Origin of the sequence: Microbacterium sp. ZW T5_45, from assembly GCF_044987415.1 — a bacterium.
Lineage (GTDB): Bacteria > Actinomycetota > Actinomycetes > Actinomycetales > Microbacteriaceae > Microbacterium.
The window spans coordinates 140,630-159,776 of record NZ_JBJDRJ010000004.1 but is presented as its reverse complement, the minus strand read 5'-3'; the positions used below and the strand labels follow the sequence as shown (position 1 = coordinate 159,776).

At 69.3% G+C, this 19,147-nt stretch carries 21 protein-coding genes and 1 tRNA gene; 15 read left to right on the top strand and 7 right to left on the bottom strand.

What is annotated here, in order from left to right:
• The first annotated feature begins 152 nt into the window (after nt 1-152).
• On the top strand, nt 153-344 hold the full coding sequence (locus tag ACI3KS_RS03395; RefSeq protein ID WP_404915208.1) for a hypothetical protein: 192 nt from the start codon (nt 153-155) through the stop codon (nt 342-344).
• A 48-nt stretch (nt 345-392) separates the two neighbouring features.
• Here the strand turns inward: ACI3KS_RS03395 and ACI3KS_RS03390 are convergent.
• The 4 genes from ACI3KS_RS03390 to galU form a co-directional block, all read right to left on the bottom strand.
• A tRNA-Ala gene (locus ACI3KS_RS03390) sits at nt 393-468 on the bottom strand.
• A 50-nt stretch (nt 469-518) separates the two neighbouring features.
• Nucleotides 519-1,379: a hypothetical protein gene (locus tag ACI3KS_RS03385; protein ID WP_404915206.1), complete on the bottom strand. Its 861-nt coding sequence runs from the start codon at nt 1,377-1,379 to the stop codon at nt 519-521.
• A gap of 58 nt (nt 1,380-1,437) precedes the next feature.
• Nucleotides 1,438-2,067: a GNAT family N-acetyltransferase gene (locus tag ACI3KS_RS03380; RefSeq protein WP_404915204.1), complete on the bottom strand. Its 630-nt coding sequence runs from the start codon at nt 2,065-2,067 to the stop codon at nt 1,438-1,440.
• Nucleotides 2,068-2,091: 24 nt separating this feature from the next.
• Nucleotides 2,092-2,979 (bottom strand): UTP--glucose-1-phosphate uridylyltransferase GalU, encoded by an 888-nt coding sequence (gene galU / locus ACI3KS_RS03375; RefSeq protein WP_404915202.1) that lies wholly within the window; start codon nt 2,977-2,979, stop codon nt 2,092-2,094.
• A gap of 40 nt (nt 2,980-3,019) precedes the next feature.
• Between galU and ACI3KS_RS03370 the strand changes: the two genes are divergently transcribed.
• Genes ACI3KS_RS03370 through mscL form a run of 3 tightly spaced genes read left to right on the top strand, consistent with a single transcriptional unit; the run spans nt 3,020 to nt 4,358 of the window.
• Nucleotides 3,020-3,616, top strand: coding sequence for a 5-formyltetrahydrofolate cyclo-ligase (locus tag ACI3KS_RS03370; protein WP_404915200.1), 597 nt, complete (start codon nt 3,020-3,022; stop codon nt 3,614-3,616).
• Nucleotides 3,617-3,631: 15 nt separating this feature from the next.
• The gene (locus tag ACI3KS_RS03365; RefSeq protein ID WP_404915198.1) at nt 3,632-3,919 is read left to right on the top strand and encodes an FmdB family zinc ribbon protein; all 288 of its coding nucleotides are present in this window, start codon (nt 3,632-3,634) and stop codon (nt 3,917-3,919) included.
• A 25-nt stretch (nt 3,920-3,944) separates the two neighbouring features.
• The gene (gene mscL / locus ACI3KS_RS03360; protein ID WP_404915196.1) at nt 3,945-4,358 is read left to right on the top strand and encodes a large conductance mechanosensitive channel protein MscL; all 414 of its coding nucleotides are present in this window, start codon (nt 3,945-3,947) and stop codon (nt 4,356-4,358) included.
• Nucleotides 4,359-4,425: 67 nt separating this feature from the next.
• On the opposite strand, the gene ACI3KS_RS03355 is transcribed toward mscL, so the two are convergent.
• Nucleotides 4,426-4,620, bottom strand: coding sequence for a hypothetical protein (locus ACI3KS_RS03355; RefSeq protein WP_404915194.1), 195 nt, complete (start codon nt 4,618-4,620; stop codon nt 4,426-4,428).
• 1 nt (nt 4,621) lies between these two features.
• On the bottom strand, nt 4,622-8,332 hold the full coding sequence (locus tag ACI3KS_RS03350) for an AAA family ATPase (RefSeq protein ID WP_404915192.1): 3,711 nt from the start codon (nt 8,330-8,332) through the stop codon (nt 4,622-4,624).
• A 190-nt stretch (nt 8,333-8,522) separates the two neighbouring features.
• Here ACI3KS_RS03350 and ACI3KS_RS03345 point away from each other — a divergent pair, with 190 nt between their 5' ends.
• From ACI3KS_RS03345 to ACI3KS_RS03335, 3 genes are all read left to right on the top strand, one after another.
• Nucleotides 8,523-9,080, top strand: coding sequence for a methylated-DNA--[protein]-cysteine S-methyltransferase (locus ACI3KS_RS03345; protein WP_404915190.1), 558 nt, complete (start codon nt 8,523-8,525; stop codon nt 9,078-9,080).
• A 115-nt stretch (nt 9,081-9,195) separates the two neighbouring features.
• On the top strand, nt 9,196-10,071 hold the full coding sequence (locus ACI3KS_RS03340; protein WP_404915188.1) for a LuxR C-terminal-related transcriptional regulator: 876 nt from the start codon (nt 9,196-9,198) through the stop codon (nt 10,069-10,071).
• A 128-nt stretch (nt 10,072-10,199) separates the two neighbouring features.
• Nucleotides 10,200-10,550, top strand: a complete 351-nt coding sequence (locus tag ACI3KS_RS03335) for an Lsr2 family protein (protein ID WP_404915187.1) — start codon at nt 10,200-10,202, stop codon at nt 10,548-10,550.
• 6 nt (nt 10,551-10,556) lie between these two features.
• On the opposite strand, the gene ACI3KS_RS03330 is transcribed toward ACI3KS_RS03335, so the two are convergent.
• Entirely contained in the window at nt 10,557-11,192 is a 636-nt protein-coding gene (locus ACI3KS_RS03330) for a MarR family winged helix-turn-helix transcriptional regulator (RefSeq protein WP_404915185.1), read from the bottom strand.
• A gap of 72 nt (nt 11,193-11,264) precedes the next feature.
• Between ACI3KS_RS03330 and idi the strand changes: the two genes are divergently transcribed.
• Genes idi through ACI3KS_RS03290 form a run of 8 tightly spaced genes read left to right on the top strand, consistent with a single transcriptional unit; the run spans nt 11,265 to nt 19,146 of the window.
• Nucleotides 11,265-11,786 (top strand): isopentenyl-diphosphate Delta-isomerase, encoded by a 522-nt coding sequence (idi, locus tag ACI3KS_RS03325; protein ID WP_404915183.1) that lies wholly within the window; start codon nt 11,265-11,267, stop codon nt 11,784-11,786.
• Nucleotides 11,786-12,880 (top strand): polyprenyl synthetase family protein, encoded by a 1,095-nt coding sequence (locus ACI3KS_RS03320; protein ID WP_404915181.1) that lies wholly within the window; start codon nt 11,786-11,788, stop codon nt 12,878-12,880. The genes idi and ACI3KS_RS03320 overlap by 1 nt, the downstream gene beginning before the upstream one ends.
• Nucleotides 12,877-13,797 (top strand): phytoene/squalene synthase family protein, encoded by a 921-nt coding sequence (locus ACI3KS_RS03315; protein ID WP_404915179.1) that lies wholly within the window; start codon nt 12,877-12,879, stop codon nt 13,795-13,797. Before ACI3KS_RS03320 ends, ACI3KS_RS03315 begins: the two co-directional genes overlap by 4 nt.
• A complete protein-coding gene (crtI, locus tag ACI3KS_RS03310) occupies nt 13,794-15,389 on the top strand; it encodes a phytoene desaturase family protein (protein WP_404915177.1) in 1,596 nt (531 codons plus the stop codon). The genes ACI3KS_RS03315 and crtI overlap by 4 nt, the downstream gene beginning before the upstream one ends.
• Nucleotides 15,386-15,730, top strand: a complete 345-nt coding sequence (locus ACI3KS_RS03305; protein ID WP_404915175.1) for a lycopene cyclase domain-containing protein — start codon at nt 15,386-15,388, stop codon at nt 15,728-15,730. Before crtI ends, ACI3KS_RS03305 begins: the two co-directional genes overlap by 4 nt.
• Nucleotides 15,727-16,056: a lycopene cyclase domain-containing protein gene (locus tag ACI3KS_RS03300; protein WP_404915173.1), complete on the top strand. Its 330-nt coding sequence runs from the start codon at nt 15,727-15,729 to the stop codon at nt 16,054-16,056. The genes ACI3KS_RS03305 and ACI3KS_RS03300 overlap by 4 nt, the downstream gene beginning before the upstream one ends.
• Nucleotides 16,053-16,922 carry a prenyltransferase gene (locus tag ACI3KS_RS03295; RefSeq protein ID WP_404915171.1) on the top strand — a complete coding sequence of 290 codons (870 nt, stop codon included), beginning with the start codon at nt 16,053-16,055 and terminating at the stop codon, nt 16,920-16,922. The genes ACI3KS_RS03300 and ACI3KS_RS03295 overlap by 4 nt, the downstream gene beginning before the upstream one ends.
• A gap of 28 nt (nt 16,923-16,950) precedes the next feature.
• On the top strand, nt 16,951-19,146 hold the full coding sequence (locus ACI3KS_RS03290; RefSeq protein WP_404915169.1) for an MMPL family transporter: 2,196 nt from the start codon (nt 16,951-16,953) through the stop codon (nt 19,144-19,146).
• The last annotated feature ends 1 nt before the right edge of the window (nt 19,147 follow it).

Below are 19,147 nucleotides of genomic sequence, written 5' to 3'. Positions count from 1 at the left end.
CGTCCTCATCGGCCTCGAGCCTGTCCAACACCATGCGGACCGCACGGTCCTTGAACGCTTCCGGATACTTCGCGGGCATGTTCCCATCCTCTCGATAAAGGAACGGAACGAAACCCAGGGCGGTTCAGATCAGCTTCCGCCGCGCCGCACGCATGCACCACCTCGGCGTCGGCATCGCCCACCGCGGCACACCAGTCCTCCTGATCGCCGACGACACCACCATCACCGTCGTCCATCAACACACCGGAGAGATCATCGCCACCAACACCATCGACCCCACCAGAACCTACTGGCGCAACACGCAGAAAGAGCCCGGCCGATGGCCGAGCTCTTTCTCCCAATAGTCGCCTATCACGCGACTCACATGTCGCTTATGACGCGACTCAACACATTGGTGGACCTAAGGGGATTCGAACCCCTGACCTCCTCGATGCGAACGAGGCGCGCTACCAACTGCGCCATAGGCCCGTGAACCTCGTCTACGTTATCACGCGACGAGTGGTGCTCGCGCCACGAGGTCACCCTGCGGCGCGTCGGGCGAGCAGCTGACGCACATGCTCCTCGATCTCCGCGTCGTCGACGAAGCCCATCTTCGCGTAGGGCGACGACGATGCCGCGGGCAGCCTCACCGGCTCGGCGGGAGCCATCTCCGCGGCCCTGACACGGAGTTCCTGGAGACGGGCGGCCTTGCGGCGCTCCTCCTGCGCGGATGCCTCCGCCATCGCCTGCTGCGCACGCGAGCCGGCGACCGACACCAGCGGCTCCGGCAGACGACGCGGGGTCCATGTCGCGGGACCTTGATCGTGGATCTCCTGTGCCGGGCGACGCACGATGGGCTCGGCGGCCGCGACAGCGGGACGACGCGCGGCGCGAGCCGCACGCGCAGACACCGCAGCCATCCTCTGCAGAGCCCAGAGTGCCGTGACGCTGGTGACGCCACCGATCCACAGCAGCAGCTGCGACTGCGCCGCCACGAGCTGCCAGACGCCCAGCCCAGCGGTAGCGAGCCCGGCGAGCAGCATCCCGGTCCCTGTGAGACGCATTCGACGCCGGGCGCGTGCCTGACGCACCACGGGATCGGCCTTGGCCGCGGCGAGTTCCTGCTTCAGCAGCACGAGCTCGGCCGACTCCTTCTCGGACTGCAGGCGCTTCGCCAGCCGCTGCTGGGCGTGAGCGGCACGAGCCGTGAGCTCGAGCCGCACCTCTTCCGGGGTCTCGCTCGTCTCGGCAAGCACACGGAGCGCCTGATTGAGCCGCACGGCATTGCGCTCGGCCGCGTTGTACTGGGACCGCCCGCGCCACGACGGCAGCAGGTAGAGCATCCACAGGAGCACGGCGACGAGCACGATCACTCCCCCGCTCAGCACCGGCCCGTCCATATCGACAACGGTAGGGGAACAGCTCGCGACACACCGCACTCCGCGGCGCGTGTCGCGATCAGATCGTGAGTCGATCCGCCGGCGGGATGTCCGCCGCACGCGCGGGCACCTGACCGTTGAGCCAGCGTGCGAGCACACCCTGCGGAACATCCTCCTTCGTCAGGGCGAACGCGTAGTGATCGCGCCAGTCCCCGTCGATGTGGATGTAGCGCCGCCGCAGGCCCTCGTACCGGAATCCGAGCTTCTGCACGACGCGCAGGCTCGCAGCGTTCTCCGGACGGATGCAGATCTCCATCCGGTGCAGCCCGTACTCCACGAAGCACGCGTCCGTGGCGAGGGCCACCGACGTCGGCGTGATGTTGCGCCCGGCGAAACGCTCGCTCACCCAGTACCCGATCGTCGCCGAGCACAGCGATCCGCGCGAGACGCCCCAGACGTTGAGCTGGCCGGCGACCTGCCCGTCGTACTCCATCACGAAGGGATATCCCGCACCCTCGCGGTGCTGCTGCAGCAGGCGGCGGATGCTCACCCGCATGTCGAAGGACACCGACCCGTACGGAACGGTCGCCTCCCACGGCTGCAGCCAGGAGCGATTCGTCAGCAGCTCCTGCTGCAGCACGCGCGCGTCGCGCGGTCGCACCAGCCTGATCTCGACCGGACCGTGCCGCACCCCCGACGCCGCATCCATCACGCGAATCCCGCCGCCTCGCGCCTAGAGGCGTTCCGCGAAGTCCTTCAGCCAGGGCCGCAGCTCCGGGCCGAGATCGTCGCGGTCGGAGGCGAGCTGCACGATCGCCTTGATGTAGTCGACGCGGTCTCCCGTGTCGTAGCGACGGCCGCGGAAGATCACGCCGGAGACGCCGGGTCCGTCCGGCGACGTCGCCAGTTCCTGCAGCGCGTCCGTCAGCTGGATCTCGCCGCCCTTGCCAGGTTCCGTGCGCTCGAGGATCTCGAAGACGGATGCCGGAAGCACGTAGCGTCCGATCACCGCGAGGTTCGACGGAGCATCCTCCTGCGCGGGCTTCTCGACGAGCCCGGTCACGCGGACGGCGTCGGAGCCGTCGATCTCCTCGACGGCGGCGGCGCCGTACAGGTGGATGCTCGCCGGGTCGACCTCCATGAGTGCGATCACGGCAGCGCCGGTGCGCTCGTGCTCGGCGATCATCTCGGTGAGGAGCGGATCGCGTGCATCGATGAGGTCGTCACCGAGGAGCACCGCGAACGAGCTCTCGCCGACGTGTGAACGGGCCCGCAGCACGGCGTGGCCCAGTCCCTTCGGCTCGCCCTGGCGCACGTAGTGGATGTCGGCGAGGTCGCTCGACTTCATGACCCGCTCGAGGCGACCGGTGTCGCCCTTCTCGGTGAGCCTGACCTCGAGCTCGGGGACCGAGTCGAAGTGGTTCGAGATCGCGTTCTTGTTGCGACCGATGATGACGAGGATGTCCTCGATTCCGGCGTCCGCCGCCTCTTCGACGACGTACTGGATCGCCGGCTTGTCGACGACGGGCAGCATCTCCTTCGGCATCGCCTTGGTGGCGGGCAGGAACCTCGTTCCCAGTCCTGCGGCGGGGATGACGGCCTTGATCTTCTCATGACGCATCCCCACAGCCTACCTGTGAGCGCGCCGTAGACTCGGAGCCATGTCGAACGACATCGAGCATGCCAAGAGAGCGCTGCGCGCCGAACTCCGCGAACGGCGCCAGTTGTTGAGCGAGGCGCAGCGCGCCGAGGCCGAGGCCGCGATCGGCGCGAGACTCGACGAACTCGTCGACAGCGTCGGCGCCCGATCCATCTCGTGCTTCCTCTCCACCACCACCGAGCCCGGCACGAGGGAATTCATCGCCCGAGCCGTGCGACGCGGCATCCGCGTGCTGCTGCCGATCACCCGCACCGACGGGCTGCTGGACTGGGCGGTCGCGACCGACGACGACGAGATCGCCGAGGGGCTCTTCGGACTGCCGGAGCCCACCGGCGAGGTGCTCGGACCGATCGCCGTCAACGACGTCGACCTGATGATCATCCCCGCCGCCGCCGTCGACCGCACCGGCATGCGCATGGGCTGGGGCCGCGGCTATTTCGACAAGACCATCGGGTCGATGGAGAAGTGCCCGCCCGTCTTCGCGGTGATCTATGATTCCGAGATACTCGACTCCCTGCCCCGGGAGGTGCACGATCAGCCGGTGACCGGCGTCGTGACCCCGGCGCAGACTCTGACCCTGTCGCCGTCGCGACGCTGACCCGCTGAGGATCCGATGCCCACCTACGCCTACGCCTGCACATCGTGCGGCCACCAGTTCGACGCCGTCCAGAGCTTCTCGGACGCCGCTCTCACCGTCTGCCCCGAGTGCGGCGGCCCGCTGCGCAAGCAGTACGGCTCGATCGGCGTGACCTTCAACGGCTCCGGCTTCTACCGCACCGACTCGCGCTCGGGCTCCGGCTCGAAGTCGGACTCCGGCTCATCGAAGCCCGCGTCCACGTCGACGTCCGAGTCGAAGACGAGCGCCAAGCCCGCTGCTGCCCCGACCCCCGCCTCATCCTGAGGCCCCCATATTCAGGAGAGTGAACATGTTCAAAGGCTTCAAGGAGTTCATCACCCGCGGCAACGTCATCGACCTCGCGGTCGCGGTCGTCATCGGCGGTGCGTTCACGGCCATCGTGAACACCGTCGTCTCCAGCATCATCAACCCGTTGGTGTCGGTCTTCTTCAAGGCGGATGCCGCCGGCCAGTTCGGACCGCAGATCCCCAACATCTACGGCGACGAGCTCGTGACATTCCCGCTGGGTGATCTCGTCTCGGCGATCATCAGTTTCCTCGCCGTCGCCCTGGTCGTGTACTTCGTCTTCGTCGTGCCGATGAACGCCTACAAGGAGCACCAGGCCGCGAAGAACCCGAAGGTCGAGGAGGACACCCTCCCCACCGAGCAGGAGCTGCTCATCGAGATCCGCGACCTCCTGCGCAAGGACGCCGCCTCGAGCTGACCGCAGCGGCCGACGACGCGCCCGTCTCATCCTCCACGGATGCGGCGGGCGCGTCTTCGTGGTCGCGTCAGTAATGCGGCGGCACGTCCTGCAGCATCCGCTGATCGTTCGGTCCCTGCGCGCCGTCGGATGCCGCAGAGCTCTGCCGCTTCGCCGCATCGGGGCCGCTCTCGGGTTCTGGGTCCGTTCCCGGGACCGCCGTCAGCCGCGCGCGACGTGAGCCGGGCACCTTCTCGACGTGCTGCGGCCGCTCCTCGGCCACCTCAGGCCTCGAGAGGGTCGATCGGCTGCGTGTCCTGCTCGGCGCGCGGCGCCGAGGGCGAGATGCCCAGCACCTCGGCGATGCGGGTCGCCGCGGTCGCCGGATCGCTGTACAGGTCGAACGCGTGCACCCGCACATAGTGCCACCCGAGCCGGCGCAGCACCTGGGGCCGCAGCCGCAGCGTCTCGCGCAGGGACTCCCCCCGGGACTCCGGGTCGGCCTCGATGACGACGGCCTTGCCGTCGTGCTGCGCGACCAAGGGCAGCAGGCCACGGTAGTCGACGTCCACGGATGCTCCGAGCCGGCGCAGCTCCCTCCCGAGCGCGAGCGTCAGCGGGTCGGCCAGATCCTCGAGACGAGCGTCGCGGCCGCGACTCGCGAGGTTGCCGAGGATCGACATGAGTGTCGCCGCTCCGTGCTCGAGGCGCCCCTCGTCGAAGGCGGACGGGCGGATGGACGAGACGATGACCATGGAGCGTCGCGCCCGGGTCATGCCGACCGTGAGCAGCCGCTCGCCGTCGGCGGTCGACAGATCCCCGAAGTCGCTGAGGACGCGTCCGTGCTTGGTCAGACCGAAGCCCAGCGAGAAGATCACGCGGTCGCGGCTCTCGGCGACCGATTCCTCGAGGGTCAGCACGGTGAAGGGCTCGATCGTGTCACGACCGACGAACGCCGCGACATCGGAGCGACCGGCGAACGCCGCGGTGACGGCGGCGCGCACGCGCTCGGCATGGCGCGCGCTGGCGGTGACCACCATCAGCGTCTCCTCAGGGCGGTGCACCGCATGCTCGACCACGAGCGTGACCACCCTGGCGACCTCGGCGTCGGGGCTCTCCACGGCGCCCGAGATCGGGTCGGGGGTGCCGGTCCCGCCCTCGACGTAGTCCACGGCGAGGCTGCCGCGACCCAGGTACGACCCCGCCCAGGGCAGCGAGACGATCTCGCCGCCGTAGAAGGCGTCGTTGATGAGCTCGGCGAGGTCCTCGCCGCCCGCACGGTAACTGCGGGTCAGGGTCATCACGGGAAGCAGCTCGGACAGGCGCTCGAACACCGAGGTCTCATCGAACGGCACCTCTGCTTCCCACTGCGGCCCCGGATCGACCGCGACGTGGAAGGGCGTCGGCTTCTGGGTCACCGGGTCGCCGAAGGCGACCACCTGCCGCGCACGTCGGATCGCGGGAGCTGCCTCCGCGAGGTTGATGGCTGCCGCGTCGACGAGGAGCACGGTGTCGAACTCGACGGAGTCCGGGATCTCGGGCACGAGGTACGGAGACGATATCCACACCGGCGCGAGGGTGTTCACGAGGGTGGGGGCCGCGCTGACGATCTCGGCCGTCGTCGTGCCCGGCTGGGTCAGTGCCCGACGCAGGTTCTGCGCCTCCTGCGCTTCGTCGACGATCGCGATCTTCCACTGGTTGGCGAGCTGCCACGCCAGCAGCGGACCTGCGGCGGCCGCGTGCGCCTCGTCCACGAGACGGAAGTCGCGCTCGAGGCGGTCGACCACGGCGGTGTTCGCACCGAGCAGTGCCCTGTCGTCCTGCAGCGCACGCTCCAGGAGCGATTGCCACCAGGCGAACTCGAGCTCATCCCCGACGCGCGACTCGGCGACGTGGCGCACGGAGAGTTCTGCGAGGAGCGGAGCGATGCCCAGTTCGGCGAGCCGATCGCGCAGCTGCGCACGCTCGACGAGGTTGTCGAACACATCGGACTTCGCCGCGAGGCCGGCCAGCGTGCGCACCAATCGGGCCACCGGAAGCGACGCCAGTGGCTCTCGGCGGCCGAGGGCTGTGTCGAGCTCGGCGAGTTCCGACTGCACCCGCTCCCAGGAGGCATGCACCTCGCTGAGGCCGAGCGGGATCTCCGGCTGCACGCCGGCATCCACGCAGCGTTGCCATTGCGTGCGCTGGGTCTGGATGCGCAACAGGGCCTCGTGCATCTCGGTGACGTGCACGCCGGGACGGACGTACTCCTTCGCGAGCCGCTTCAGTCGGCGCCGGTTCGCGCTCGACATCCCGGGTGAGTCCCGGCGCGAGCCGTGCGCCTGGATGAGTTCACCGAGCGGGCGTTCGAAGACCGATGGGCTGAACCGGTCGAGGGAGTCCCTGATGCCCTGCAGCAGGTCCAGGTACTCACCCAGCTCGTCCACGGTCGCGAACGGACGCATGTGCGTCTGCGCGATCAGCGCGTATCCGCGCTCGAGGAGGGCGGGGATGCTCTCCGCGTGCAGTCGACCGGCCAGTTGGTGCGCCGCGCGTGCGGCCTCGGTGGTCGTGAAGCTGACCCCGTACCAGGGGGAGTCGTTCGGGCCGAATCGGAACTCGCCGAGGCGTGCGGCGTGCGCGAGCGCCTCGGCCGCCGCCGAGCGGTCGTGCGACAGTCTCCGCAGTGCGTCCGGGCTCAGGCGAGCCGTCGTCGACGGCGGATGCGGCAGCGAGGCGAGCCGGGTGAGCTGGCGGGTCGCGTCGAGCACCGAGGCTCCGGTGCCGGCGACCTCGGCGGTGAGGGCTCGGCGGTAGTCGAGCAGCACGGTGCGCAGGCGGACGAGCGCGTCGTCGACCTCGCTGATCTTGGGCGAGGTCGCCTTCTCGTTGCGCCCGATCGCCCGGACCAGGTCGCGCCGCACGGCCGCGGTGGAGATCGCCAGCCGGTCGAGTCCGATCCCGGCGAGGCGATGCCGCACCCCGTCGAGCGTGGAGCGCCGGGCCGAGACCACGAGCACGCGGCGTCCGGCGCGGACGAGCTCGCCGAGCGCGTTGATGACCGTCTGCGTGCCGCCCGTGCCAGGAAGCGTCGCGACGGTCAGGGAGTGCCCCGCAGTGATCCGCGCCAGCACGGCCTCCTGCTCGGAATCCGCATCGAGGAGCAGATTGTCCGAGGCGGGCGTACGGTCGTCCGGGCCGATGTGCCGGGGTTCCGGACGACGGACAGTGACCTGCTCACGGTCGCCGACGTGGCCGGCGAGCGCATTGAGCACGACGTGATCGAGCGTGCGGTTGTCACGGGACATGGAACCGGCGACATCGGCGAACGTGGAGACGACCAGGCGGGGCTGCACCGAGAACGTGTCGATGGAGCGAGTGGTCGCGCGCAGGCTGTCGATGACCGGCTGCGGCTTGAAGATGCCGCCGTCGTAGGCGAGGGCCGCGAGGGCGGTCGCATCGATGGTGATGCCGAAGTGCTCGCGCGCGATGCGCACGAGTTCCGGGTTCACCTCGAACGAGCCCTGCAGCTTCAGCTCGAAGTCGGAGTGGTGCCGGCGGATCGCGAGCGGCCGAAGCAGCACCGGTGCGGCGAAGTCCGCGCCGCCGATCCGCCAGCCCGCGACGCCGACCGCCAGATGCACGGCGTCGATGCCGCGTACGGTGCGCAGCTCGGTGTTCTTCGCGGTGATGCGGTCGGCAGCCAGTCTCGCGGTGCGCAGGCCGACCTCGTCGCGGAACAGATTCGACAGCAGAGTCGACTTGCCGGTTATGAACTGGGGCAGGCTGCCGGGATGGGCCTTCGAGATGTCGATGCCGGACTCCACGGTGTCGCGGAAGGAGACCAGGGGCGACGGCCCGCCCAGGTCTGCCGCCTCGGCCCGCAGCCGGATGCGCTCGGACTCGGCCGCGTGCGCGACGCCGATGCCCGTCGCCGACGTGCTCAGATCGCCGAGGGTCACGGCAGCATCCGTCGCCGCGTCACTCGCGGCCTTGCCATCACGTCGCCACACATCTCACACACTATGCGCGACATACGGCACGGCCGGTATCCCTGGCGGGTTTCCCCGGATTTTGCGCTGCTGCAGGCCAGGAACGGAGCCTGTCGCACTCCTCGTCCCCAGGTGACGATCTCGATCGAGCTCTCCCCCGTTCGCGGGTTCGACCGCCCGGCACGTCGGCGCGGCGAGCCAGGATGGACGCATGACTTTCCGATACGACTTCGCACCGACGCCCTTCGGCGACGCTCTCGCAGTGTTCTCCGCCGAGGGCATCGTGCGCTTCGACCTCTCCGAGGCGATCGACCCCACGGTGCCGTGGCTGCTCGAGGGTGTCTCCCGACAACTCGGCGCGACCCCGGAGCCGGCCCCCGGAGCTGCCGATGAACTCGCCCGTCTGCTCGACGACTACTTCGAGGGCACACCGGTCCGGTTCACCGACCATCTGCGATTGGACTGGCGGCTCGCCGAGGGATTCACCCGCACCGCGCTGCAGACGATCTGCACGATCGAATGGGGCGAGACCATGAGCTACGGCGAGGTCGCCATCGCCGCCGGGCATCCCGGTGCGGCCAGAGCCGTGGGCACCGCCTGTCGCGTGACGCCCTTCTCGATCATCGTCCCCGTGCACAGGGTGGTGCGCTCCGACGGATCAGCCGGGCAATACGGCGCCCATCCCGAACGCAAGAGGTTCCTGCTCGACCTGGAGGCAGGGGGCGGGGAGCCTTCGCGCTCCGGGTATGGCGTGGGCTCCCGCGAGTAGGCCGCGGGGGCCCGCGCACCCCTGACGACGAGCACCGGTGGTAGCCTCGTCGCCATCACGGGGAACGGCGCCGTCGCCCCGCAGCCGCAGCAGTCGCCCGGGAGGACAGGTGGTCGTGAGCACGACGCCCGGGGACGAGTCCGAGATGGAACTCGTCGCGAGAGCAGTGCACGAGCTCGTGCGCCGCACCGGGTTCCCGGTCGCATTCGGCGGCCTGCTCTCCGACGGTCACGGCGGCGGAGGCGGCGAAGTGAGCGTGACGAGCATCGTCGGCAACCGCACGCGGCGGCTGGACGGGTTGCGGGTCCGCCCGGAGCGAGGGCTCGGTGGCCGGGCGATGACCGAGCAGCGACCTCGGATGACCAGCGACTATGGATCCTCCCGCCAGATCACGCACGACTACGACGGATTCGTGCTCGGTGAGGGGCTGCGCACGCTCCTCGCTCTGCCGATCATCGTGGACGGACGCGCGCGCGGAGTCCTCTACGCCGGAGCCTGGGAGTCGGCTCCCGCGGGCGGCGTCTCGACCGCCCCCGCGATGCAGGTTGCGCAGTCCGTCGCCGAGGAACTGCGCATCCGAGACGAGGTGCAGCGCCGACTCGGCGCGACGCCCGCGGGCGGCACCGGAATCCCCGCAGCGCACCGGGAGGAATTGCGCGAGGCATTCGTCGAATTGCGCGGCATCGCCGCTTCGATCGAAGACCCCGCGCTGCGCGCCCGCATCGGAACGCTCGAACGACGTCTGGTGTCTTTGGCAGGAGGGACCGGAGCGCCGTCGACGCCGTCCGTGAGTCCGATCCGGCTGTCTCGACGCGAGACCGACGTACTCGCCCGTGTCGCGCTCGGCGAGACGAACGCCCAAGTCGCCGCCCGTTTGCAGCTCACCGAGGGAACGATCAAGGCGTATCTCGCCGCGGCGATGGCGAAGCTCGATGCCTCGACCAGGCACTCCGCCGTCGCGAAAGCGCGCAGAGCGGGCTTGCTCCCCTGACGGGCGCCCATTTCTCGATGCAATTGCGCTCGAATAGCGCACGGTGATTTCGGTATTTCCGCAGAATTCCTATTCAGGCATCAATACTGCACTTGTCGCCAATACGATACATCGCTATGGTCTTTCCTATGGCGAGAAGAATTGTGCACCAGCTGGTCGACGACATCGACGGCAGCGTCCTCGAAGTCGGCGATGGCGAGACCATCCACTTCTCGCTGAACGGCACCTCATGGGAGATCGACCTCAACGCCGAGCACGCCGCCGAGCTCCGCGCGGCGCTCGAGCCCTACATCTCGGCCGCGCGCCGCGCCGGCTCGTCCGGCGCCGCGGCCCCCCGCTCAGGCAGCTCGCGAAAGCGCCCCGCCCGCAATCCCGAGGTCGCGGCGATCCGCGCCTGGGCGAATGACAACGGTTACACGCTCTCCGAACGTGGGCGCATTCCCGCTCCCGTCGTCGAGGCGTACAACGCCGCTCACTGAGGGTGATCACTCGTGGGCGTCGTCGAGCGCCCACGACTCCTCTCCCGTGAGGGTGATCTCCGCCGTCATGTCCTCCAGAAAGCGGATGACGACATCCCGTTCGACCGGCGACAGCCGAGCCGCCGCATAGAAGCGCTTGGCCTGCTGACGCCCCACCGTCTCCATGGCGGCCCGCCGGGTCTCGGCCGTGATCGAGATCGCGAGAGCCCGCCGGTCGGTCGGATGCGGCGCACGGATGATGTGGCCGCCCTTTTCGAGCCGATCGAGCAGCTTGGTCGTCGACGCCGTCGAGATGTCGAGATGATGGGCGATTCCCCCGGGCGTCGCCGTCACGTCGCGGTTCGCGCAGACGATCAGATAGTGCAGCGCCCGCATATCCGTCTCGTTGAGCTTCATGTACCGCCGCGACGCCGTCGAGAGTCGCTGCTCGGCCTCCCGCAGCTGCCCCAGCGCCTGCATGAGTGCGGCGATCTGTTGCATATCCGCCGGCGTGGCGTCCCCGCGATCGACCAGCTCATCGCGCGGGTCGCTCGACTCGACGTTGTAGATCGCGGCGTGCGCGAGACCGTCCGAAGCGGCCGACGGCTCGGTGGCGCCGGCCGCGCTGAAGCCGGTGTCGCTGGCGCCGATGGCGGGTGTCATGCCATCATGTTACACACCAAATACTTCATGCTAGGTTGATTACTCGCCTAGCTAGTGAATGGAGGAGGGAACATGGACGAGGTCACCCTTCTGGACGACGCCGCTGTGCCCATCGGAACGCTGCCCAAGCACGAGGTCCACACGACCGACACGCCCCTCCACCTCGCCTTCTCCTGCCACCTGCTCGACGCGGATGGTCGGATCCTCCTCACCCGTCGCGCACTGTCGAAACAGACCTGGCCCGGCGTGTGGACGAACAGCTTCTGCGGGCATCCGCGTCCGGGCGAAGCCATGCTGGATGCCGTGCACCGCCGTGCCGCCGACGAACTCGGAGTGCGGGTCTCCCAGGTCCGCACGGTCCTCCCCGACTACCGCTACCGCGCGGTCGATGCCAGCGGGATCGTGGAGAACGAGATCTGCCCCGTGCATCTCGCCGTCCTCGAGGGACCGATGGATCCGCGCCCGGAAGAGGTGTCGGAGTGGGCGTGGGCGAGCCCGGACGACATCGTGCAGGCCGTGCAGAGCACGCCCTTCGTCTTCAGCCCGTGGATGCGCGAGCAGATCGGTCTCCTCCGCAGTCTCGGGGCGATCTGATGTCCGCCGTCGCCGCGACCGCTGACGCACTCTCCTCCCTCGTCGAAGACGCCCTGCGACGCCGCCTCTCGGCCGGGATCGCGTCCGCCGAGGCCTACGGTCCCGACTTCCTCCGGCTGTGGCAGCTCACCGCCGAGACGGCGCTGGGCGGCAAGCTCGTCCGCCCCCGCCTGCTCCTCGATGCCTTCGACGCCTTCCACGGCGAGGCCGCGCCGACACCCTCGACCGCACACGCCGCCATCGAGCTCGCCGCCACGGTCGAATTGCTGCACTACGGCTTCCTGCTGCACGATGACGTGCTCGACGGCGACATCGTCCGCCGCGGGCGCCCGAACCTCATCGGCGCTCTCGCCGAGCGCCCGTCGTCGTCGACGATCGGCATCCCCGAGGCCGATGCCCGTCATTGGGGGCGCACCGGCGCAGTGCTGATGGGCGATCTCCTGCTCACCTCGTCGGTCATGGGATTCGCCCGTGCGGACGTCCCCTCGGACATGCGCCTCCGCCTTCTGGACCTGCTGGAGAGCGTGATCCTCGAGACCGTCGTGGGCGAGCACACCGACGTGGGATTCAGTGACGGCGTGATCACGCCCGAGCTGCCGCGCATCCTCGCGATGACGACGAGGAAGACCGCGGCCTACTCCTTCGAGCTCCCGTTGCGCGCCGCTGCGATCCTCGCGGACGCCTCGCCGGAGTCCGAGGCTGCGATCGCCGCGATCGGTCGCCATCTCGGTCTCGCATACCAGCTGCAGGACGACCTCCTCTCTGCCTTCGGCGATGCCGACACCCACGGCAAGGACCCGCACTCGGATCTGCGCGAGGGCAAGGAGACCGCGATCATCGCCTACGCCCGGATGACGAGCGTCTGGCCCTCGATCGAACTCCGCTTCGGCACGGCCGATCTGAGCGCCGCCGATGCCGCGGGGATCCGCGACCGGCTCCGAGAGTGCGGCGCGGAGGCCTTCGTCGAGAACCTCGTCGCCGAGGAGCTCGCCGACGCGCGGCAGCTGCTCACCGCGCCGGACGCGGCCCTCCCCCGCGCGCTCCGAGACGTCCTGCTGGCGCTGGCCGCGAGGATCGACGGGAGACGCTCGTGACCGCGACCAGGCACACCGCTTCCGGGGCGGCGGATGCCGCCCTCGCCCGCTTCACGCGCACCGCGGAGATCGCGGCATCCGATGTCATCCGCTCGTACTCGACGTCGTTCGGTCTCGCCACCCGGCTGCTGGGCGCGCGGCATCGACAGCACGTGCGCAACATCTACGCCATGGTGCGGGTCGCCGACGAGATCGTCGACGGCGTCGCGGCCGAGGCGGGTCTCGACCTCGGCGCGCAGACGGACGCACTCGAGGCGTACATCGCCGATGCGCATGCGGCGATGCGCCGCGGCTACAGCACCGATCTCGTGCTGCACGCATTCGGCCGGACCGCGCGCACGACCGGAATCGACGAAGAGCTGACCCGTCCGTTCTTCGAGTCGATGAGCGCGGACCTCGCGCACCCCGGCGGCGAGGCCGTCACCACCTACGACGACGGGGCCCACCGCAAGTACGTCTACGGTTCGGCGGAGGTGGTCGGTCTGATGTGCCTTCGCGTGTTCATGCACGCCGAGCGCCGCACGGCCCCGCAGCTCGAGGCCCTCGAGCACGGGGCACGCCAGCTGGGAGCGGCCTTCCAGAACGTGAACTTCCTGCGCGACATCGCCGATGACACCTCCCGACTGCAACGCGGCTACCTCTCGGAGTCGGCCACGATCACCGACGCCGATCGGGATCGCTGGGTCGCCACGGTCCATCAGCAGCTGGATGGCGCAGCCCTGTCGATCCCGCTGCTGCCCAAGGACGCCCGCGCGGCTGTGCGCACCGCGCACGGCCTGTTCTCGGCCCTCACCCGCAAGGTCGCGACCACCCCTGCGGCCGAACTGTACCGCCGCCGCGTGCGCGTACCCGATGCCGAGAAGGCCACGATCGCCCTGCGCGCGATCGCCATGACAGCGAAGGAGCGCGACGCATGAGCCGGGTCGTGATCATCGGGGCGGGCGTCGCCGGCCTCGCGACCGCCGGCCTTCTGCGACACGAAGGGCACGAGGTCGTCGTCCTCGAGAAGAACGATCGGGTGGGGGGACGTGCGGGTTCGATCGAGCGCGAAGGGTTCCGATTCGACGCAGGGCCCTCCTGGTATCTCATGCCCCGCGCTTTCGAGCACTTCTTCCGCATGATGGGGACGCGGGTCGAGGATCACCTCGATCTCACCCGGCTGGATCCGGGGTACCGCGTCTTCCGCGATCCGGCGAACGGCGAGCAGCCGGTCACCGTCTTTGCCGGACGCGAGGCCGCGCTCGAGCTGTTCGATTCGCTCGAACCCGGATCCCGTGCGGCGATATCGGAGTACCTGGACTCGGCGGATCTCGCCAACACGCTGGCGGAGAAGCACTTCCTCTACAACCCGTTCACCCGGTTGTCGAGCCTGCTGGTCCCCGACGTGGTTCGGCGGCTGCCCACTCTGGCGACGCTGCTCACCGTGCGCCTGCAATCGTTCATCGCCCGCCGGTTCCGGCATCCGGTGCTGCGCCAGATCCTGGGCTACCCCGCGGTGTTCCTCGGCACCGACCCGCGCAGCGCGCCCTCGATGTACCACCTCATGAGCGCTCTCGACCTCGACGAGGGCGTGAGCTATCCGCAGGGCGGCTTCTGGCGCGTCGTCGAGGTCCTGGCCGAGCTGGCCCGAGACGCCGGTGCCGAGATCCGCACGGGCGCGGATGTGCGCAGCATCGCCACAGCCTCGGCCGGCCGCGGGAGGACCCGCGTCACCGGGGTCGACTGGGTCGACGCCGACGGCATCCGTCACAGGGAGGATGCCGACATCGTCGTCTCCGGAGCGGATCTGCATCACACCGAGACGGCGCTGCTGCCCCCGCACCTGCAGACCTACCCGGAGAGCTGGTGGAATCGGCGCATCAGCGGCCCCGGTGCCGTGCTCGTCATGCTCGGCGTCCGCGGAGGCCTCGAGGAGATGCCGCACCACTCGCTGTTCTTCACGGACGACTGGGACGCGAACTTCGAGGCGATCTTCGGCGCGGATCCGGAGATCCCCTCCCCCGCGTCGATCTACGTGTGCCGTCCGAGCGCGTCCGATGCCTCGGTGGCACCCGAGGGCCATGAGAACCTCTTCGTGCTCGTGCCGGTGCCCGCCGACACGGGGATCGGTCACGGCGGCGCCGACGGCGCGGGCTCCCCCGAGGTCGAGCGCACTGCGGATGCGGCGATCGACATGATCGCGCAGTGGGCCGGCATCCCGGATCTCCGTGAGCGGATCGTCGTGAGGCAGACCACGGGACCTGCGGATTTCGCGTCCGACTACCATTCGTGGCGCGGCGGGATGCTGGGCCCGGCGCACGTGCTCTCCCAGAGTGCGATGTTCCGTGCGCAGAACGTCTCGCGTCGCGTCGACGGGCTTTACTACGCCGGGGCGACCACCGCCCCTGGAGTGGGCGTGCCGATGTGCCTGATCAGCGCGGAGCTCGTGCTGAAGCGCATCCGCGGCGACCATTCCGGCGGCCCGCTGCCCGAGCCCGTCCGCGTGCAGCAGCGGAGCTCGACGAGATGACCGGCGCGCTCTACCTGACCTTCCTGCTGGTCTCGCTCGGCTGCATGCTGCTGCTCGACCGGCGGTTCCGTCTGTTCTTCTGGCGTGATCCGCTGGCGGCGACGATCGTGACCATCGCCGGGCTGGCGTTCTTCCTCGCCTGGGACGCGGTCGGCATCTCGGCGGGGATCTTCCTGCGCGGGGATGCCGCGATCGCGACCGGCATCGTGCTCGCTCCCGAGATGCCTCTCGAGGAACCGGTCTTCCTGCTCTTCCTCACGGTCTGCACGATGATCGTCTACTCCGGGACGGTGCGGATGCTGTCCACCGCACGGCGCCGGCGGACGGAGCAGCCCTCGTGAGCGGCTACCTGGTGCTCGCCCTGGTCTTCATCGGCCTGGCCGTCGCCGCCTCGATCGTGTCGACGCTGTTCTCGCGCCGCCGCGCGGTCGCTGCGGCCGTGGCGGTGACGGTCGGGGTGCTGGTGATCCTCACCGCGGTCTTCGACAACCTCATGATCGCGAGCGGTCTGTTCCACTATGCGCCCGATCTGCTCTCCGGCGTGATGATAGGTCTCGCCCCGGTCGAGGACTTCGCCTACCCGCTCGCCGGGGCGCTCCTGCTCCCCGCGCTGTGGGCGCTGCTGCGCTCCCGGCGTTCGGCCCCCACGACGGAGGCGGACCGATGACCGCGCTGCGCGACGCGGGCCAGATCGTCCTGTCGTCGCGTCCGGTGAGCTGGATCAACACCGCCTTCCCCTTCGCCGCGGCCTACCTGCTGACCACCCGTGAGGTGGACGCGACACTGATCATCGGATTCCTGTACTTCCTCGTGCCGTACAACCTCGCGATGTACGGGATCAACGACGTGTTCGACTATGCCTCCGACCTCGCCAATCCGCGCAAGGGCGGGATCGAGGGCGCGCTGCTCGCGCCCCGCATCCATCGGACGACGCTCTGGGCGGCCGCGCTGACGAACATCCCGTTCCTGGTGTACCTGTACGCCGTGGGCGACCCGTTCTCCTGGATCGCGCTCACGGTCTCGGTGTTCGCCGTCATCGCGTACTCGGCACCGCGCCTGCGCTTCAAGGAGCGCGCGTTCCTCGACTCCGTCACCTCGAGTCTGCACTTCGTGACGCCGGCGGTCGTCGGCTTCGCCCTCGCGCGCGCCGAGATGACCCCGGCGAGCGTGCTCGTGCTGATCGCGTTCTTCGTGTGGGGCATGGCCGCGCACGCCTTCGGCGCTGTGCAGGACATCGAACCCGATCGGATCGGCGGCCTCTCCTCGATCGCCACCGTGATCGGCGCGCGCCGCACCGTACGGCTCACTGTGATCCTGTGGCTCGCCGCCGGCGTGATCATGCTGTTCGTCCCATGGCCGGGCCCACTCGGCGCGATCCTCGCCCTTCCCTATGTCGTCAACGCCGCACCCTGGTGGAACGTCACCGACGAGACCGCCGGGGCCACCAACCGCTCTTGGCGACGCTTCATCTCCCTCAACTACTTCTCCGGCTTCCTCGCGACGATGATCCTCATCCTCGCGTGGGTGTCGTGAGCCCTTCCTGGAATCCGAGAGGAACACCATGACCACCCCCGTCGAGCATGCCCCCGCGCCCGAGAACGAGACCCGCGAGCGGCCGCGCCGCCGCTCCTGGATCAGAGCCCTGGTCCCCGCACTCCTGATCCTCGTCTGGCTCGCCGCGGCCGGAGCAGGCGGTCCGCTGTTCGGCAAGATCGACGAGGTCTCGTCGAACGACCGGACCACTTATCTGCCGGAGTCCGCGGATGCGACCGTCGTGCAGAAGGTTCTGGGCGACTTCAACGACAGCGAGTCGATCCCCGCGATCGCCGTGTTCGTCGGCGACGGCACGCTCTCCGAGAGCGACGTCTCCGCGATCTCGGATGCGATCACGTCATCGACCGATGTCGAGGGCATCGAGGACGAGGTGTCGCCCGCGATCACCTCCGACGACGGTCAGGCCGTCCAGGCGTTCATCCCGGTCAGCGGAGACGCCGAGCTCTCCGAGACCGTTGAGGCGCTGGCCGAGCACCTGCGAGAGGCCGCACCCGACGGCGTCACTGTCTTCGTCACCGGGCCCGCGGGATTCAGCGCCGACCTCTCCGCCGGCTTCGCCGGCATCGACGGTCTGCTCCTCGGCGTCGCACTGCTCGCGGTGCTCGTGATCCTCGTGCTCGTCTACCGCTCCGCGCTGCTGCCGATCGTCGTGCTCTCCACCAGCCTCTTCGCGCTCTGCGTCGCACTGCTCGTGGTGTGGTGGTTGGCCAAGGCCGAGATCCTGCTGCTCAGCGGACAGACCCAGGGCATCCTCTTCATCCTCGTGATCGGCGCGGCGACCGACTACGCCCTGCTCTTCGTCGCACGCTTCCGCGAGGAGCTGCGCTCGACCCACGACAAGGGAGCGGCGCTGTTCGCCGCGTGGAAGGGATCGTTCGAACCCATCCTGGCGTCCGGCGGAACCGTGATCGCGGGGCTCCTGTGCCTGCTGCTGAGCGACCTCAAGTCCAACAGCACCCTCGGTCCCGTCGCCGCGATCGGCATCGTCTTCGCGATGCTCGCCGCCCTCACCCTGCTCCCCGCCCTGTTGATGCTCTTCGGACGCTCGGTGTTCTGGCCGCGACGTCCGGTGTTCGAGCCCGAAGTGGTCATCGCCGAGGACGGCCACAAGACCACGGGCATCTGGGCCCGCCTCTCGCGTGCGGTGAGCCGACGCCCCCGCGCGATCTGGATCGTCACGACCCTCGTGCTGATCGTCGGCGCCGCCGGCGTCACGCAGCTCAACGCCTCAGGTGTCTCGCAGTCCGATCTCGTGCTCGGCGCATCCGAGGCGCGAGACGGGCAGACGGCGCTGGGCGAGCACTTCCCCGGCGGTTCGGGAAGCCCCGCCTACGTGCTGGTGCACGAGGACCGTCTGCAGGATGCCGCCGACGTGCTTCTCGCGAGCTCGGGCGTGGACGGTGTGACCGTCACCGCGGCGGACTCGCCGAGCGGCTCCGCTCCGGTGACCGAGGACGGGATCGGCGCGGTCGGCGCACCGGGAACCCCCGCGCCCGATCCCACCGTGGTCGACGGCGAGGTGCTGCTGCAGGCGACGCTGACGGATGCCGCCGACTCCGACGCCGCGGCCGACACCGTGCGCGAGCTCCGCAGTGAGCTCGATGCACTCGGCGCCCACGTCGGTGGCGTGACGGCGACCTCGATCGACACGAACGACGCGTCGATCCACGACCGCAACCTGATCATCCCGGTCATCCTCGTCGTGATCATGCTGATCCTGATGCTGCTGCTGCGCTCGATCCTCGCCCCGGTGCTGCTGATCCTCACCACGGTCCTGTCATTCGGCACCGCGCTGGGCGTCTCCGCGATCGTCTTCAACGGCATCTTCCAGTTCCCCGGCGCCGACCCGGCGGTACCGCTCTACGGTTTCGTGTTCCTCGTCGCCCTCGGCATCGACTACAACATCTTCCTGATGACGCGGGTGCGCGAGGAGTCCGTGAAGCACGGCACGCGCGACGGCATCCTGCGCGGTCTGTCGATCACCGGCGGTGTGATCACCTCGGCGGGGCTCGTGCTGGCCGCGACCTTCGCGGCTCTCTCCGTGATCCCGATCCTGTTCCTCGTGCAGCTGGCGTTCATCGTCGCGTTCGGCGTGCTGCTCGACACCTTCGTCGTGCGCTCGCTGCTCGTCCCCGCGCTGGCCTACGACATCGGCAAGCGCATCTGGTGGCCGTCGAAGCTCTGGCGGCGCGGCGAGGACTGAC